We start from the raw sequence: 16,565 nt of genomic DNA, 5'->3' as shown, positions 1-16,565 counted from the left end.
ATTAGTTGTTGCTCATTCTGTTGCTTCTGCCTGTTGCCTGTGTTCTGGCCGGTGTACGTTTCATAGAACCGTTACCTACAGGTATAGAAGCTAAACGAGATGGCTTGCTATGGTTAAAGATGATGTTACCATCAATAAGTTTGAAGGCAGAGATACTGATCTGCAGGTCAGCCGCAATGTCGTTCAGGTTCTGAGAAGATGAAGTCAGTTCCTGCATCGAAGTTGAAAGCTGCTTGGCTGTGCTCGCTACCTGCTGCGTACCAGATGCTGTCTGCTCCGCAATGGCAACCACTTCCTCCACATACTTCACAACGTCTCCGATCGATGACTTCTGAACTTCAGTTGCTGTTAAGATATCCTGTGCTGTACGAAGCGTTTCACCACTGGATGCTGCAATGTTCTTAAAGGCGCTTGATGCTTCGAACGTTGCATTCTTTCCTTTCAATACGCGGCCTTCCATGGTCGAGATCGCAGTTGCTGCTGAGGCTGTATCTTTCTTCACGTCCTCTACCAGTGTAGCAATCTCACTTGCAGATTTACGCGAACCTTCGGCCAGTTTTCTGATCTCTTCAGCTACCACCGCAAAACCACGGCCTGCTTCACCAGCTCTGGCCGCCTCAATGGCAGCGTTAAGTGCAAGCAAGTTAGTCTGAGCGGCAATGTCGGTGATTACACCAAGTGACTTCGATATTTCCTGAGAGCGAGTGCTCAATACTTCAATTGTTTTAGCAGTTAGTGCCGCAGAGCTGGAGATCTCTTCCATGTTCTTTACCACTTCCGCTACTGTTTTCAAACCGATCTGAGAGCTTTCCTCACCAAGTAATGCTGTCTTGTTCACTACTTCAGCACGGTTAGCAGTCTCTTTGGTACCTTTCATGATCTCTTCGATCAGTTTAAAGGCCTGGTCTGTTTTTAACGCCTGGTTCTGAGCACCTTCCGCCATCTGCTGCATTGCCAAAGCCACATCTAGTGTAACCTTGTTCATATCCAGCCCTTTGATAGCCATTTCTTCAGAAGAAGTACCTACTACAAGGGAAGAATCATTGATTTCTCCAAGTAGCGCATTCAGGTTATCTACTGCAAGGTTCAGTGCATTTGCCATATCCAGGATATCACCGGCAGTTTGAATCTCAGCTTTCTGGGTAAGATCACCCTCAGAGATTGCACGTACTACACGGGATACTTCCAGTACCGGCGTAACGATAGATTCTAACAGATCGTTAAGGGTATCTACCAGTTCTTTCCAGCTACCGCCTACACCTTTTAGTGTAGCACGCTCTGTAAGTTTACCTTCCACACCCGCAACTCTGGCCACACGAGATACCTCACCAGCCAGTCTGTTCAGGTCAATCACCATGGTGTTGATCGTTTCAGCAAGTTCTGCTACTTCACCACGTGCTTCCAGGCTTAGTTTCTGAGTAAGGTCACCTTTCGATACCGCTGTTACTACTTTTACAATGCCACGTACCTGTGTTGTAAGGTTCGATGCCATTGTGTTTACGTTATCGGTAAGCTCCTTCCAGGTACCACCTACGTTCGGCACTACTGCCTGACCGCCCAGTTTACCTTCAGTACCCACTTCAAGCGCTACACGAGTTACCTCACCGGCAAATATGTTCAGGGAGTCTACCATCTGGTTGATGTTCTCTTTTAGCAAGAGCATCTCTCCTTTTACATCCACTGTAATTTTCTGGGTAAGGTCACCTTTCGCAACTGCTGTAGATACGTTTGCAATGTCACGCACCTGCAGGGTCAGGTTGGCTGCCATGGAGTTCACATGGTCTGTCAGGTCTTTCCAAACACCAGCCACATTCGGAACTATAGCTTGTCCGCCCAGTTTACCCTCTGTACCCACTTCACGTGCCACACGGGTTACCTCGTCAGCAAAGATGTTTAGTGAGTCCACCATCTGGTTCATGTTACCTTTCAGGTCAGCAAGTTCGCCTTTTACATTTACCGTGATCTTCTGGCTCAGGTCACCTTTTGCTACCGCGGTCGCCACATTTGCGATGTCACGCACCTGGCTGGTAAGGTTGCTGGCCATGTAGTTTACGTTGTCGGTCAGGTCTTTCCAAACACCACCAACGTTCGGTACATTTGCCTGGCCACCCAGTATACCTTCGGTACCTACCTCACGTGCCACACGCGATACTTCCGCGCCAAACACATTCAGTCGGTCCACCATTTCATTCAATATATCCTTCAGGTCGCCCAGTTCACCTTTCACATCCACAGATACTTTCTGCGTTAAGTCGCCCTTCGCAACCGCGGTTGCTACGTTAGCGATATCGCGTACCTGCAGTGTTAAGTTAGAGGCCATCAGGTTTACATTTTCAGTAAGTTCCTTCCAGGTTCCTTCTACTTTCGGCACATTTGCCTGACCACCTAATTTACCTTCTGTACCTACCTCGCGGGCAACACGGGTTACCTCACCAGCGAAGATATTCAGCGAGTCCACCATCTGGTTGATGTTCTCTTTCAGATCGGCCATCTCACCGCGAACGTTTACTGTGATCTTCTGCTTCAGATCACCTCTACCAACAGCGGTAGATACGTTTGCAATGTCACGTACCTGAGAAGTCAGGTTCGAGGCCATGGTATTTACATTGTCGGTCAGTTCTTTCCAAACACCACCAACATTAGGTACTTTGGCTTGTCCGCCCAGTTTACCCTCTGTACCCACTTCACGTGCCACACGGGTTACCTCGTCAGCGAAGATGTTCAGCGAGTCCACCATCTGGTTTACGTTGTCCTTAAGCTGGGCAATTTCACCGCGTACATCCACCGATACTTTCTGGGTAAGGTCACCTTTCGCAACCGCTGTAGATACGTTGGCAATATCTCGTACCTGAAGGGTCAGGTTGGCTGCCATGGTATTTACATTATCGGTCAGGTCTTTCCATACACCCGCTACGTTCGGTACCGATGCCTGGCCACCCAGTTTACCTTCCGTACCCACTTCAAGTGCCACACGGGTTACCTCACCGGCAAAAAGGTTCAGGTTATCGATGGTACGGTTAATTGTTTCCGCCATCACTTTAAAGTCACCTGACACCGGGATCTGGAATGTTTCGTCCAGGTTACCGCGTGAGATATTTTTAAGTACCTTGCCTACTTCGAGTACCGGTACGGCAATCGAATCCACAAGGCCGTTGATGTTGTTGATCATGTCCTTCCAGAAACCGGAAGCGTTCTCTGCAGAAGCACGGGCTTTCAGGTTACCCTCTACTCCGGCTACTTTCGAGATACGTGACACCTCGCCACCAACACCACCGATCATTTCCACCATCGAGTTGTAGGCTTCTGCTATCTCGGCAAAAATGTCGTTGTTCTGTTTGGTAAGTCGCACCGAGATATCGCCCTTTTTAAAGGCATCGAGTGCGTATAGTACCTTATTTAGTTGTTCATTAATATAATCCGGGTTCTGCAGCAGGCTTTCATCTGTTATCCGGGCATCTTTGCCATTGGCTGTTCTAGCCGGCGCAGCTGCTGTATCAGGGTCTGAAGGTTTCTCTGCCTTTGCAGCATTCAGTGTTGCTGTTGCGTCGGGTGTGTCTGCAACTGCCGTCGAAGAAGCTTTTCTACTACGATCGGCTTTGGGTGCCGGTGTAGTTGCTGTGCTGCCTTCTACGTCACTGATGAGCTTGTCTTTACTCAACTTCAAGTTTTTACCTAAGGCCATATAAGTTTTGTTGAATTGCTTTTTGAATTGTACTGAAAAGGCAGGAAATACCTTTAATACATCCCTCACTTATTAAAGTAGAAAAATGTACGACATGCAAATTAATCAAATAAGTCGGATTGTTCAAATGCTGTTGTAACACTTGTTTACCTGGATATAAATTCGTCGGCAAGCGCCATGTAATCTTTTGCACCATTAGATGTTGCGTCATAGTCTATGATGCTTCTACCAAACGAAGGTGCTTCCGCAAGTTTAACATTCAGACGTATGTTCTGTTTAAAAATATACTCTTTTATATTCTGCTGCAGGTAATCCAGTACTTCCTGGCTCAGCTTTCTGCGCATATCAAACATCACAACTACGATCCCTTTTATTTTAAGTTTCGAATTGAACGCTTTTTTTACCTTTTCAACCGTATTTAAAATTTGATCAAGCCCCTGCAGGGTCAGCACTTCCATCTGTAAGGGTATTAGAACTTCGGTTGAAGCTGTTAGTGCATTTAGTGTTAATACTGATAAAGAAGGGGGGCAATCTATAAGAATATAGTCGAAGCCTTTCAGATCTTTGAGCATTGATTGCAGGAACTTCTCGCGCTCCGGCTGCGACACCAGCGAAATTTCAACATCAACCAATTCGTTGGACCCCGGTGCAATCCACAAGCCATCCTTTTCAATCAATACATCCTGCAAAGTGGCGTTCCCTAAAAAGGCATCGGCCAGGGTGGCTTTGGGCTCTGTAACCGCTAACGAGTAAGAAAGATTACCCTGCGGGTCCAGGTCAAGCAAAAGAACACGCTTACCCAGCTTGCTTAAAGCGCTTCCTAAATTTATAGTTGTAGTGGTTTTACCTGTGCCGCCCTTCTGGTTTATGACGGCTACCGTGGTTGTTGCCATTGGTTATTTTTGTTGTAGTCAGGCAGCTATAGTTAGCTGCAGCACTAATCTAAGTATAAATTAAGTTTAAGCCCAAAAATTGTTTTTTATAGAATCTGCGCAAAACTATCCGCTGCTATCGAACCCGTGGTAATATAGATGTCCTCCCAACGCTCCAGGTCTATAGTTATGGCTAAAATTTGCCCGGGCTCCAGGTACCCTAAATTCCTGTTTACCAGATTCCTTGCCAGTTGGGTAAGTGCCGGGTTATGCGAAACTATAAGAACTTTAACTATAGTATCGGGCAACTGACTTATTGTTTTAAGCAGCTGCGCTTCCTTCGGATTATAAATTTCGGGATCGTAGGTTATTTTTTCGGAATCAAAATATAGCCGGTTTGCTATGATCTGCGCTGTAGCGCTGGCCCGCCGCGCCGGACTGGCTACCAACGCATCTACCTTCTGATACTTTTCACGTACCCATTTGCCGGTTTCGTTTGCCTTCCGTATACCTTCAGGGGTCAGCTCCCGCTCAAAGTCGGGCTGTAACGGATAAGGGTCGTAAGTTTCTGCATGTCGGCAGATAAGTACATATCGCTGCATAAATTTTGCAAATGTGGGCGTATAGCTGCTTAAAGGAAATAACTGCTTGTTTATATAAAGGTAATTTAAGCACTATTAAACCTATGTTATATGCCAGAGGTTGTAAAAGTCAGAAAAAAAACATGAACTTTGGGCAAAATTGAGCTCCGACCGGTTGTAACTATAAAGGATGATAAAAAACTTAGTCATAGTAGAGTCGCCTGCCAAGGCCAAAACGATAGAAGGGTATTTAGGGAAGGATTTCGTTGTAAAGTCGAGTTTCGGCCATGTGCGCGATTTACCTAAGGACAACAATGCTATCGATATTGAAAATGGATTTAAGCCCACTTATGTTATCAGTAGCGATAAAAAAGAGGTAGTTGCTCAACTCCGTAAACTGGCGAAAGAAGCAGAAACTGTATGGCTCGCATCGGATGATGACCGCGAAGGAGAAGCTATTTCGTGGCACCTGACCGAAGCCCTGAACCTGAATGATACTAAAATACGCCGCATCGTTTTCAGGGAGATCACCAAGAACGCGATTGTGAACGCGATCAATTCGCCTCGCAGCATAGACATGGACCTGGTAAATGCACAGCAGGCCCGCCGTATTCTGGATCGCCTGGTTGGTTTCGAATTATCTCCGGTACTCTGGAAAAAGATCAAAACAGGTTTATCTGCCGGCCGTGTACAGTCTGTTGCAGTGCGCCTGGTAGTAGAGCGTGAGCGCGAGATTGAAAAATTTAAATCAGAAGCCACTTTCAGGATTACTGCCTCTTTTGATGTGCAGGGCAAAACACTGGAAGCAGAACTGCCAACCAAATATAAGACAGAAGAAGAAGCGCAGGCATTTTTAGAGAAATGCATAGGCGCCGCTTATACTATCGAGAACCTGGAGAAAAAGCCGCTTAAACGTAGCCCTGCTCCACCGTTCACAACATCTACGCTACAGCAGGAAGCCAGTCGCAAACTATATTTTTCGGTGGCCCAAACCATGACAGTTGCGCAGCGCCTGTACGAAGCCGGTAAGATCTCTTACATGCGTACTGACTCCGTAAATTTATCAGAAGAGGCCATACAGGGTGCATCTAATGCTATTCAGAATTCTTTCGGGGAGAAATATGTAAAGACGCGCCGTTTCAAAACAAAATCGGCATCTGCACAGGAAGCGCACGAAGCCATCCGCCCGACCGATTTTTCGCAGCTGACAGCAAGCAGTGACCGAAACGAACAGCGCCTCTACGAGCTTATTTGGAAACGCGCCATTGCTTCGCAAATGGCCGACGCAGAGATTGAGAAGACGACTGCAACTATAGGCATCTCTACCCAGCCTGAGAAACTGATCGCTACCGGTGAGGTCATTAAATTTGAAGGCTTCCTGAAAGTTTACATCGAGTCAAAAGACGATGATGAGGCTACGGATGATGATGTGAAAGGCATGTTACCTCCTATCTCGGTAGGACAAACTATAAGCCTGCGCCAGATGCTGGCTACCCAACGTTATTCCCGTCCTTCTGCCCGTTATACGGAAGCCAGCCTGGTTAAGAAACTGGAAGAAATGGGTATCGGACGTCCTTCTACTTATGCTCCAACTATCTCAACCATACAGAAGCGTGGTTATGTAGAAAAGGACAGCCGCGAAGGGAAAGAACGTCCTTACCGTGTACTAACCTTAAAGCAGGACCAGCTAAGCTCACAAACCAAAACCGAAATAACCGGCGCTGAGAAAGCTAAACTTTTCCCGACGGATATGGCGATGGTGGTAAACGATTTCCTGGTAGAGCACTTCCCTACAGTTATTGATTATTCGTTTACTGCCAAAGTAGAAGCTGAATTTGACGAAATAGCGCAGGGTAATGAAGAGTGGAAGTCGATGCTTGATAAGTTCTATGGTAAATTCCATGCCCGTATTGAGTCGAGTGAAACCATAAACCGCGCCGATGTTTCAGGGGCCCGTGAACTTGGTGTTGACCCTGTTTCAGGCGAGAAATTAATTGCTAAACTTGGTCGTTTTGGTCCGTATGTGCAGCTTGGCGAGGAAAATCCGGAAACCGGAAAAAAACCAGCTTATGCCAGCCTGCGCAAAGGTCAGTTCTTGGAAAGCATAACTATAGAAGATGCTCTTGAGCTCTTTAAACTGCCACGCATCGTTGGTATGTATGAAGACAAGGAAATGAAAGCTGCTATTGGCCGCTTTGGTCCGTACATCAGCCATAACAGCAAATTCTACTCGCTACCAAAGCACCTTGACCCAATGTTGGTAACGCCGGAAGAAGCCATTGAACTGATCGAGCAAAAGCGTAAAGCCGAAGCTGAAAAACTGATCAAATCATTTGATGAAAACCCGGATGTACAGGTGTTAAACGGTCGTTACGGCCCTTATATAGTTGTTGGCAAAAAGAACGTAAAGATTCCGAAAGGCAAAGAGCCAGCTGAGCTAACCCTTCAGGAATGCTTGGACCTTGCTGAAGCTACGCCAGATAAAAAAGGTAAAGGTGGTTTTAAGAAGAAAGCTGATACAGCAACTACTGAGAAAAAACCAGCTGCTAAAAAAGCTCCGTCTAAAAAGGCCACTGCAAAGCCAAAAGCTGCAGCTAAGCCTAAAGCAAAGAAGTAAACTATAGTTTATAGTTGTAATTTGAAAAGCACAGCGAGTTGATACTTGTTGTGCTTTTCTGTTTTTGTAGTGGTATGGGTATTTTGAGGAAGAATGCTGTTGTTTTATTCTATTGTTCCTCTTTGTCATTTCAACGTCAGGAAAAATCTATTTTAGCTTATAGTTTAAGCCTTATCTTCCATAGCCTTCTTTAATCCTGGGAGCTCAATTAACCTATCGTTTCAATATGGCTTTGGTGCCCTCATGGCCGGGAGGCCCCGTCTTCGGGCATCGCGCGGTGTACATTTCTTTTGCTCGTTCCTCGCCTTGCCTGACGGCACCAGAAATCTACAAGACGCTCAACCCAAAGACTGTGATCAGTTCGATAGTAAAAGTTATAGTTTAAGTAGCTGCTATGGTTGCATCGCTTTATCGTGGCTATAGTTTCATAGGGACAGGTAAACCTGTCCTGCTCATGGACTGTATCTATAGGGAACTCAGATTTCTCCTTCGTCGAAATGACAGATGGGAAGCAGTAGCAGCAATTGTCCCCTTGAGGGGACTACAGGTGTGTTAAAACAGTAGCTATAGAACAATAACTAACAACTACAGCACCAGCCGTAAATCCCCTCTTGGGAGGGGCTGGGGTGGGTTAATACCGCGACTTTAAAACTTCACCTTAAACTATAGCAATAGCTCCAACTCATTCACCCAAAATACAGAAATGAAACACTACTATAATCTGCTCAACCACTCCTCCACCCGCTGCAACTCTATGCTATAGTTTTCAGACGCATTGCCAACGGAGCCAACTATAGCACTATAGTCAAACCCTAAACCTTTGCATAGCAGAAAATAATGTGTCTTTACCAGATTTGCCGGATGAAACTCCAACACCTTACAATGTTCTGCAAACAACAGGTTTGTTAATCCGGCGCCGTGCGGGGCGATTACGGCTTCGGTATTATAAAAGAGTTGCACCTGTTGCTGATAACTCAGTTCTTCGGCCTTGATAACCTCAAAGCCATAGCTGGCAAGCAGAGGCAACAGCTGTTCTTCGTTAAGTAATTGACGGGTTTTAGCCTTCGCTCTGCTAATGTAAATTCTTCTTTTCTGGCCAGACTTTTCTACCTTATATCCTTCCCATATTTTACTGCGGAGCCAGTTACTTACAGGCAGAGGCAAGTAGCCACTTTGCGCATTCGATACAAAAGATGGAAGTAAAAACTCCTCTATTTCCCACTTCTCGTGCTTGCCGATATATACCAACTGCACGTTTGGGTGCGCCTGAAGTAAGAACTGCAATGTTTCGTGCTGGTACTTAGGCAGATCACGACGCATGATGACCTTAATAGGCTCAGCTATAGTTTGCAGCACATTGTATAAACGAGGCAGGCAATCGAAGTACCAGTGGTAGTTGTTATTTTCAGCCCAGGGGAAATGGAGCACCGATGTATAAAGGCCTTTTTTATAACTTGGGAAAAGCAGTGCAGGGGTTTTAAAGGCAGGCGATTTAGCCAGCCGGCTCACATCAAAAACCGACTCCACTACTACTTTACCCTCCTGCACTACTGCTCCCGAATTACCTAAAATTACGGCATGGTCCAGCTTTACCAGGTACTGCTCCTTCTGCCTGTAGCCTAAACTATAATCTAAACTATAGTTAAAACTGGCAGCCGACTGTTCCAGGAAACTCCTCTCCTCCTCGTTAAAAAATAAAACCTGTGTTGGGGCAAACACCTGTTTAGAAGGATGATGTAACACCGAAGTATAACGGAAATAATAACCGGCCGAATGAAGCAGCTTAAACAGAAACTTTTTTATCATGAGGGCAAAACTATCCCCCGAAAGTACGAATTATAGTTTATAGTTAAGAAACTGCTTTATCCGTTAATTTGCCGGCAACTAGTAATTAAACCGTCCAACAATTAATCCAATCAAAGATTAAATATTTAACTTGCACCTTGTGTCGGGTGACCAAAACGCGCCCGGTGTATTAAGCAAAAATAAAGCATGGCATTAGACCTCAATAATAAGTCTATATTGGTAACGGGCGGCACAGGCTCGTTTGGGAAAAAATTCGTGGAGATGGTTTACGCCCATTTTCCGGATGTAAAACGACTGGTGATTTACTCGCGCGACGAGCTGAAGCAATTCGAGATGTCGCAGTCTTTCCCACACAGCAAGTACAAATCTATCCGCTATTTTATTGGCGATGTGCGGGATGGCGAACGCTTTAAGCGTGCCTGCGAAGGCATCGATATCATTATTCATGCTGCTGCCATGAAACAGGTGCCTGCTGCCGAATACAATCCGATGGAGTGTATCAAAACCAACGTACTGGGTGCTGAAAACATCATAAACGCGGCCCTTGATTGCGGTGTGAAAGATGTAGTTGCCCTGTCAACTGACAAAGCAGCTGCTCCAATCAACCTGTATGGCGCAACCAAACTATGCTCTGATAAACTTTTTGTTGCTGCTAATAACATGAAAGGCAAGCGTGACATTAAATTCTCTGTGGTGCGTTATGGCAACGTAATTGGCTCCCGTGGCTCGGTGGTGCCGTTCTTTTTGAAGAAGCGTGAGGAAGGCGTACTACCAATTACGCATCAGGACATGACCCGCTTTAATATTTCGCTGGAAGAAGGCGTGGAAATGGTATTTCATGCCCTGGAAACGCATTGGGGTGGTGAGATCTTCGTTCCTAAAATTCCTTCCTACGTGATCACTGAACTGGCCAAAGCTATTGGACCGAATTGCAAACAGGAAATCGTGGGTATTCGTCCGGGTGAAAAGCTGCATGAGGAAATGATAACGGAAACAGACTCGCTGAACACGGTAGAGCTTGATAATTATTACGTGATCCTGCCATCTACCCCCACCTGGACTACCGAAGATTTCCTGAAAGCCTTTAATGGTAAGATGGTACCGCTGGGCTTTAAATATAATTCTGGCACCAACGACGAATGGCTGGATGCAGAACAGCTCCGTGATCAGATTCGCCAGCACGTAGATGCTAGCTTTACTATTTAAAGAAATGATGAATTATGAATGCTGAAGTAAGAATTATTCTCATTCATAATTTATAATTCTAAATACATAATTCTGAAAGATGAACTCAGAACCGAGCACTCAAAATAAGCCTATCCCGTACGGCAGGCAGCACATCACCCAGGACGACATTGATGCGGTAATAGAAACCCTGCAATCGGATTTCCTGACCCAGGGACCAAAAGTAGCGGAGTTTGAGCAGGCTTTTGCCAGTTACGTGGGCGCCAGATATGCCGTAGCAGTGAGCAACGGTACCGCTGCGCTCCACTTATGTGCTATGGCCCTGGGTGTGAATGAGGAATCCCGGGTAATCACAACCCCGATAACTTTTGTGGCTTCGGCTAACTGCGTGCGCTACTGCGGTGGTACTGTTGAGTTTGCAGATATCAATCCGGCCACTGCATTGCTGGATATAAATAAAGTACGCGCCTTACTGGAAAGCAAACCGAAAGGCTACTACACGGGCATTATTCCTGTAGATTTTGCAGGCAATACCGTGAATCTGGAGGAATTCAGAAAACTGGCAGACAAGTATGGCTTGTGGCTAATTGAGGATGCCTGCCATGCCCCTGGCGGTTATTTTACAGATAGCAAAGGTCAGAAGCAGCTTTGCGGCAATGGCAACTATGCTGACCTTGCCATTTTTTCTTTTCACCCGGTAAAACATATTGCAACTGGCGAAGGCGGCATGATAACGACCAACGACGAAGCACTTTACCAGAAATTACTGCTTTACCGCACCCACGGTATTACCCGCGACCCGCAGTTATTAGAAGAAGACCACGGCGGCTGGTACATGGAAATGCAGGAACTGGGTTACAACTATAGAATTCCGGATATGCTTTGCGCCTTAGGTGTATCGCAGCTAAAGCGCGCAGATGCAGGTTTGGCCAGACGCCGGGGAATTGCCAAAATATATGATGCTGCTTTTGCGAATGCAGAAGGAATTGAAGTATTGCAGACTTCCCCGGAAGCACTGCAAGGAGACAGTGAAACCGGACACGCTTACCACTTGTACGTGATAAAAGTAGCTGACCGCAAAGGACTTTATGATTTCCTGCGCACGCATAACATTTTCGCACAGGTGCACTACATTCCGGCTCATACCATGCCATACTATAGAAACTTAGGGTATAAAAAAGGGGACTTCCCGGTGGCAGAAGCCTACTATAATGAATGCCTGAGCCTGCCCATGTACCCAAGCTTAACAGCTGAGGAACAGGAATTTGTAATTGGGAAAGTGAAGGAGTTTATTGGATGAAGCGGCTGGCAATTATTCCGGCCAGAGGTGGCAGCAAACGTATCCCACGGAAAAATATAAAGAGCTTTCTGGGGCAACCAATCATTGCCTACTCCATTGAAACGGCGCTGCATTCCGGTTTATTTTCGGAGGTTATGGTATCTACGGATGATGAAGAAATTGCAGAAGTCGCCAAAAGTTATGGCGCAACAGTACCTTTCTTCAGAAGTAATATAGCTGCAAATGATTTTGCTACCACCGCAGAAGTAATCACTGAAGTATTAGAAAGCTATCATAAGCTGGGGCAACAATTTAGTTATGGTTGCTGCATCTATCCTACTGCTCCGCTGCTAAAAAAACAGTATTTAAAAGAAGCATATAGCTTATTGGAAGCCAGTAACTTTGACACAGTACTTCCTGTCTTAAAATATAGTTACCCTATCTGGAGAAGTTTAAAAATTGAATCCGGAAAAGCATCCATGAACTGGCCTGAACACCTTAACAGCCGTTCGCAGGATTTGCCCCCTTCTTACCACGATGCCGGTCAGTTTTATTGGTTTAAGGTAGCCAGCTACATGAGCTCAAGAAAACTGTTTACTGAAAACTCAGGAGCTATTGAATTAAATGAGCTGGAAGTTCAGGATATAGACAATGAGACTGATTGGACACTGGCAGAATTAAAGTATAAATTAATACACAACCTTGTTTAATAACCGCCGCATCATTTTCAGAGCTGATGGTAACAGCCGCATTGGTTTGGGCCATGTGGTACGTTCGCTGGCGCTAGCGGCAATGTTACGAGACGACTTTGAATGTGTGTTTGCGATCCAGGAACCAGACGGGGCTTTAAAAGAACAGATACTTCAGACCTGCCACGGTCTTATAACCTTGCCTGTTTGTGCACCATCTGAAGAACGCTTTACCTATGAACTGGCAGCTTACATTTCGGAAGAGGAAATTGTGGTGTTGGATGGGTATAACTTTAGCTTAGTATATCAGCAAACTATAAAGTCACGCGAAGCGGTACTGGTATGCATTGATGATATTCACTCCTACCCTTTTGTTGCAGATGTAGTCCTGAACCAGGCTGGCGGCATAGAGGCCTCAAACTATAGTACTGCGCCCTACACCAGGTTGCTGTTAGGTCCTAAATATGCTTTGCTGCGAGAACCGTTTTTAATGGCATCAAAGACTGTAAGAGAATTACCAGAAGGGCAGTTAAACATCTTACTAAACCTGGGTGGGGCCGATCCAGACAATCATACATTGCACCTTGCCAAAGAACTGGCTGATAAACTAACGACCGCAACTATAAACATTGTAGTTGGCAGCGCCTATAAGCATTTACCGGAACTACAGGACTGGCTTTCGAAGCATAAAAACTATAAGCTGCACCAAAACCTGAGCGCAGCAGACATGCAAAAGCTAATGGAAGGCTGTGCAATAGCCATTACCTCAGCTAGCGGTGTAGCTTACGAATATGCAGCCGTGGGTGGAATACTCTTCATAAAACAAACAGCTGCTAATCAGGCTGGCTTATATAAATTCCTGACCGAAACCGGAATTGCTCAGGTCTATACTGCTAAAGCACTGAAGCAGAACTATTTGACACAATTTGATGCGCAAGTAGCTCTACAGCGGCAGTATTTTGATGGCAAAAGCGACGAACGTTTACGACAGGTTTTCCGGCAGCTCGCCCAGATTACAAACCTTACGCTACGCAACGCAACTATAGCTGACCTGCAATTGGTTTTCGACTGGAACAACGATCCTGAAGTACGCCAGCGTTCCTTTAACCCGGAGCCAATCCTTATCGAAAACCATACCCGCTGGTACAATACAAAACTGGAAGATGCCAATTGTAAGTTTTATATTGCAGCAGTAAACGGCACGCCTGCCGCTCAGATCCGTTTTGATTTGACCAGTGACACAGCAACTATAAGCTACCTGATTAACAAGGAGTTTAGGGGTAAAGGCCTTGGGCATACCATTTTACAGAAAGGCATCAGTAAACTAAAACGCGAAGCGCAGACTATCAAAACTATAGTTGGGCTGGTGCAGCAGGATAATGTGGCCTCCGTGAGGGCATTTGAGAAAGCTGGTTTTGCATATGGCACGCCAGACAAGAAGCACCCTGATGCACATCGGTTTGTGTTGCAATTGCCTTAAGACATACAGTTTAAAAAGATCATGATCAACGATATAACTATAGCCAGCCGCTTGGTAGGGCCAAACCATAAGCCATTTATCATTGCCGAAATGTCGGGCAACCACAACCAATCGCTGGAACGGGCGCTGGCTATTGTAGATGCTGCCGCCCAGGCAGGAGCCGATGCCATAAAGCTTCAAACTTACACTGCCGACACCATGACCTTGCCCGGCGCGTTTACAATAGAAGATGAAAACTCGTTATGGAAAGGCCGCGAACTATACGATCTGTACAAGGAAGCCTATACGCCATGGGAATGGCACCAGCCCATTTTTGACCGTGCAAGAGAACATGGCATGCTCGCTTTTTCTTCGCCCTTTGATGAAACTGCCGTTGATTTTCTGGAAGAGCTAGAGGCTCCTGTCTACAAGATCGCATCGTTTGAGAATACAGATCATCCGTTGCTTCGCAAAGTGGCCGCGACGGGGAAACCAGTTATTATGAGCACCGGCGCAGCCACCGTGCAGGAAGTAGCTGAAGCCGTACAGGTTTTACGCGAAGCCGGTTGCCAGGAGCTTATCTTGCTGAAATGTACCAGCACCTACCCGTCTACTCCCGAAAACACGAACCTACTAACTATACCACACATGCGAGAACTATACGGGGTGCAAGTGGGCCTCTCGGACCATACCATGGGTGTAGGCGCAGCCGTGGCTGCTGTTGCTTTAGGGGCAACTGTAATCGAGAAACACTTTACATTGCGTCGTGCCGATGGTGGCGTGGATTCGGCTTTTTCGCTGGAGCCCGAAGAACTCAATATGCTGGTCGTGGAATCTGAAAGAGCCTGGCTAGCCATGGGACATGTGCAATATGGCGTGCAGAAAGCCGAAGAAAAAAGCCGACTATTCAAGCGCTCAGTTTATGCTGCGCAAGATATTAAAGCCGGGGACGTACTGACTAAAGAAAACATCCGTGTCATCCGTCCGGGTTTAGGCCTGGCGCCCAAATACTACGATGATTTGCTGGGGAAAACTGCTACCACCGATATCAAAGCCGGAACACCCTTTACCTGGGGCATGGTATAGCCCATGAACAAATGGTACGCCCTCTATAACAACATTTTACATCTGCACTTATCTGAAGGCTTTTATAGTTTGCCAGAAAGTGCCAAGAATGCCGTATCTCCTACCCAACCCTTAAAGCGATTTTTGAAGGTAGTTGGGTATAGTTTGGTAAGGCTCATCGGCAATTTGTTTAAGCAGGTAGAGCAACCAGAAAAGCTGCATGGTAAAGTTTGGTTATATGTGGTCAGCCAGAATAATTACGACAGCCTGAAGTTCATAGAATCTGGTTTGCCGGATGCCATTTTTGTTGCGGGCCAAAGTAAAAATATTGGCAAGTACAACGCTGTAGTTAACCGGCTGTCGCTTCGTAAAAAGGTGCTTTACTACTACAAATTCCTGCCGCTCTACTTTGAATTTCTAAAGCATAAAAAAGAAAGAACGCTACGGTTTTATGATGTACTGTTTGATGCTGTCGGGTTCTATGAAGTGTACATACAGAAGCTCCGCGAGTTTAAACCGGCAGCTATAGTTTTTGCAAACGACCATAACCCCGATGCGCGTGCCATGTTGCTTGCCGCAAAAGCTGCAGGCATCAAAACAGCTTATATTCAGCATGCCAGCATCAGTCCTCTATTCCCACCGCTACAATTTGATCTGAATCTGCTGGAAGGCCGGGATGCATTGGATAAGTACAGATTATGTGGCCCTATTGATGGCAAAGTTGAACTAATTGGAATGCCCAAAGCTGATGCCTATGTACCGTTCAGAAACACAAGTAAACAGGTCCGAACGATAGGGATTGGCTGTAACCTGATGGACGTACTTTCTGAAATAGAAAAACTGCTGCGCCGGCTAACAACTGATTTCCCGACTATAAACTTTATCCTTCGTCCCCATCCGCGCGACAAACGCAACTATACAGTCCTTTCAACTATAAGCCCAAACATAAGTTTTTCAGATGGCCGCACCGAGCCAACTTTCGATTACCTCCGCCGGATTGATGTACAGATTAGTGGAAACTCCGGTATTCACCTGGAAGCTGTTTTGCTTAACGTTTGGTCGATATTTTACAATCTGAACCCGCAGGAGAACCTGCACGATTACTATGGTTTTATAACACAAGGTTTGGTTGATGCTTGTGCTGACTATGAGGGACTAAGAGTGTTTTTACAGGAGCATCTTCAGCTTAAACCAGATGTGTATCAACGTGCTAAATATTACAATGCCACGGTTGGTACTGAATATGATGGCCGAAGCGGGGAACTGGCCTTACGGTACTTAAAAGAATTTATTTCTTAAAATATTTAATTAACTATATTTAGAGTACAAT

General features: G+C 45.8%; 11 protein-coding genes. 7 read left to right on the top strand and 4 right to left on the bottom strand.

Translation table 11 applies throughout. The features are described from left to right. Position 1: 1 nt before the first annotated feature. The 3 genes from KYK27_RS15875 to KYK27_RS15865 form a co-directional block, all read right to left on the bottom strand. Complete coding sequence (locus tag KYK27_RS15875; RefSeq protein WP_246594269.1) at positions 2-3,664, bottom strand: HAMP domain-containing protein; 3,663 nt, start codon at positions 3,662-3,664, stop codon at positions 2-4. 164 nt (positions 3,665-3,828) lie between these two features. Then, the gene (locus KYK27_RS15870; protein WP_199111294.1) at positions 3,829-4,575 is read right to left on the bottom strand and encodes a ParA family protein; all 747 of its coding nucleotides are present in this window, start codon (positions 4,573-4,575) and stop codon (positions 3,829-3,831) included. A gap of 86 nt (positions 4,576-4,661) precedes the next feature. After that, a complete protein-coding gene (locus KYK27_RS15865; RefSeq protein ID WP_199111293.1) occupies positions 4,662-5,156 on the bottom strand; it encodes a SixA phosphatase family protein in 495 nt (164 codons plus the stop codon). A gap of 169 nt (positions 5,157-5,325) precedes the next feature. Here KYK27_RS15865 and topA point away from each other — a divergent pair, with 169 nt between their 5' ends. Next, complete coding sequence (gene topA, locus KYK27_RS15860) at positions 5,326-7,752, top strand: type I DNA topoisomerase (protein ID WP_199111292.1); 2,427 nt, start codon at positions 5,326-5,328, stop codon at positions 7,750-7,752. Positions 7,753-8,466: 714 nt separating this feature from the next. On the opposite strand, the gene KYK27_RS15855 is transcribed toward topA, so the two are convergent. Next, positions 8,467-9,558 (bottom strand): glycosyltransferase family 61 protein, encoded by a 1,092-nt coding sequence (locus tag KYK27_RS15855; RefSeq protein WP_199111291.1) that lies wholly within the window; start codon positions 9,556-9,558, stop codon positions 8,467-8,469. Positions 9,559-9,744: 186 nt separating this feature from the next. Here KYK27_RS15855 and pseB point away from each other — a divergent pair, with 186 nt between their 5' ends. The 6 genes from pseB (at position 9,745) to KYK27_RS15825 (ending at position 16,534) form a co-directional block, all read left to right on the top strand. After that, positions 9,745-10,764 carry a UDP-N-acetylglucosamine 4,6-dehydratase (inverting) gene (gene pseB, locus KYK27_RS15850; RefSeq protein ID WP_199111290.1) on the top strand — a complete coding sequence of 340 codons (1,020 nt, stop codon included), beginning with the start codon at positions 9,745-9,747 and terminating at the stop codon, positions 10,762-10,764. Positions 10,765-10,843: 79 nt separating this feature from the next. Beyond that, positions 10,844-12,043 (top strand): UDP-4-amino-4,6-dideoxy-N-acetyl-beta-L-altrosamine transaminase, encoded by a 1,200-nt coding sequence (gene pseC, locus KYK27_RS15845; protein WP_199111289.1) that lies wholly within the window; start codon positions 10,844-10,846, stop codon positions 12,041-12,043. Next, on the top strand, positions 12,040-12,732 hold the full coding sequence (gene pseF, locus KYK27_RS15840; protein ID WP_199111288.1) for a pseudaminic acid cytidylyltransferase: 693 nt from the start codon (positions 12,040-12,042) through the stop codon (positions 12,730-12,732). Before pseC ends, pseF begins: the two co-directional genes overlap by 4 nt. Next, complete coding sequence (pseG, locus tag KYK27_RS15835) at positions 12,725-14,191, top strand: UDP-2,4-diacetamido-2,4,6-trideoxy-beta-L-altropyranose hydrolase (RefSeq protein ID WP_199111287.1); 1,467 nt, start codon at positions 12,725-12,727, stop codon at positions 14,189-14,191. The genes pseF and pseG overlap by 8 nt, the downstream gene beginning before the upstream one ends. A gap of 21 nt (positions 14,192-14,212) precedes the next feature. Further along, positions 14,213-15,256, top strand: a complete 1,044-nt coding sequence (pseI, locus tag KYK27_RS15830; protein ID WP_199111286.1) for a pseudaminic acid synthase — start codon at positions 14,213-14,215, stop codon at positions 15,254-15,256. Between the two features lie 3 nt (positions 15,257-15,259). Further along, positions 15,260-16,534 (top strand): hypothetical protein, encoded by a 1,275-nt coding sequence (locus KYK27_RS15825; RefSeq protein ID WP_199111285.1) that lies wholly within the window; start codon positions 15,260-15,262, stop codon positions 16,532-16,534. Positions 16,535-16,565: the final 31 nt, after the last annotated feature.

Source organism: Pontibacter populi (genome assembly GCF_019336435.1).
Classification (GTDB): domain Bacteria; phylum Bacteroidota; class Bacteroidia; order Cytophagales; family Hymenobacteraceae; genus Pontibacter; species Pontibacter humidus.
The sequence above is the reverse complement of the archived record's forward strand: the minus strand, read 5'-3'. Positions and strand labels throughout refer to the sequence as shown.

Bases quoted from the DNA above. Each gene is read 5' to 3' on its own strand.
- pseC (WP_199111289.1), top strand. From the start codon at position 10,844: ATGAACTCAGAACCGAGCACTCAAAATAAGCCTATCCCGTACGGCAGG.
- topA (WP_199111292.1), top strand. From the start codon at position 5,326: ATGATAAAAAACTTAGTCATAGTAGAGTCGCCTGCCAAGGCCAAAACG.
- pseB (WP_199111290.1), top strand. From the start codon at position 9,745: ATGGCATTAGACCTCAATAATAAGTCTATATTGGTAACGGGCGGCACA.
- KYK27_RS15855 (WP_199111291.1), bottom strand. From the start codon at position 9,558: ATGATAAAAAAGTTTCTGTTTAAGCTGCTTCATTCGGCCGGTTATTAT.
- pseF (WP_199111288.1), top strand. From the start codon at position 12,040: ATGAAGCGGCTGGCAATTATTCCGGCCAGAGGTGGCAGCAAACGTATC.
- KYK27_RS15865 (WP_199111293.1), bottom strand. From the start codon at position 5,156: ATGCAGCGATATGTACTTATCTGCCGACATGCAGAAACTTACGACCCT.
- KYK27_RS15825 (WP_199111285.1), top strand. From the start codon at position 15,260: ATGAACAAATGGTACGCCCTCTATAACAACATTTTACATCTGCACTTA.
- pseI (WP_199111286.1), top strand. From the start codon at position 14,213: ATGATCAACGATATAACTATAGCCAGCCGCTTGGTAGGGCCAAACCAT.
- KYK27_RS15870 (WP_199111294.1), bottom strand. From the start codon at position 4,575: ATGGCAACAACCACGGTAGCCGTCATAAACCAGAAGGGCGGCACAGGT.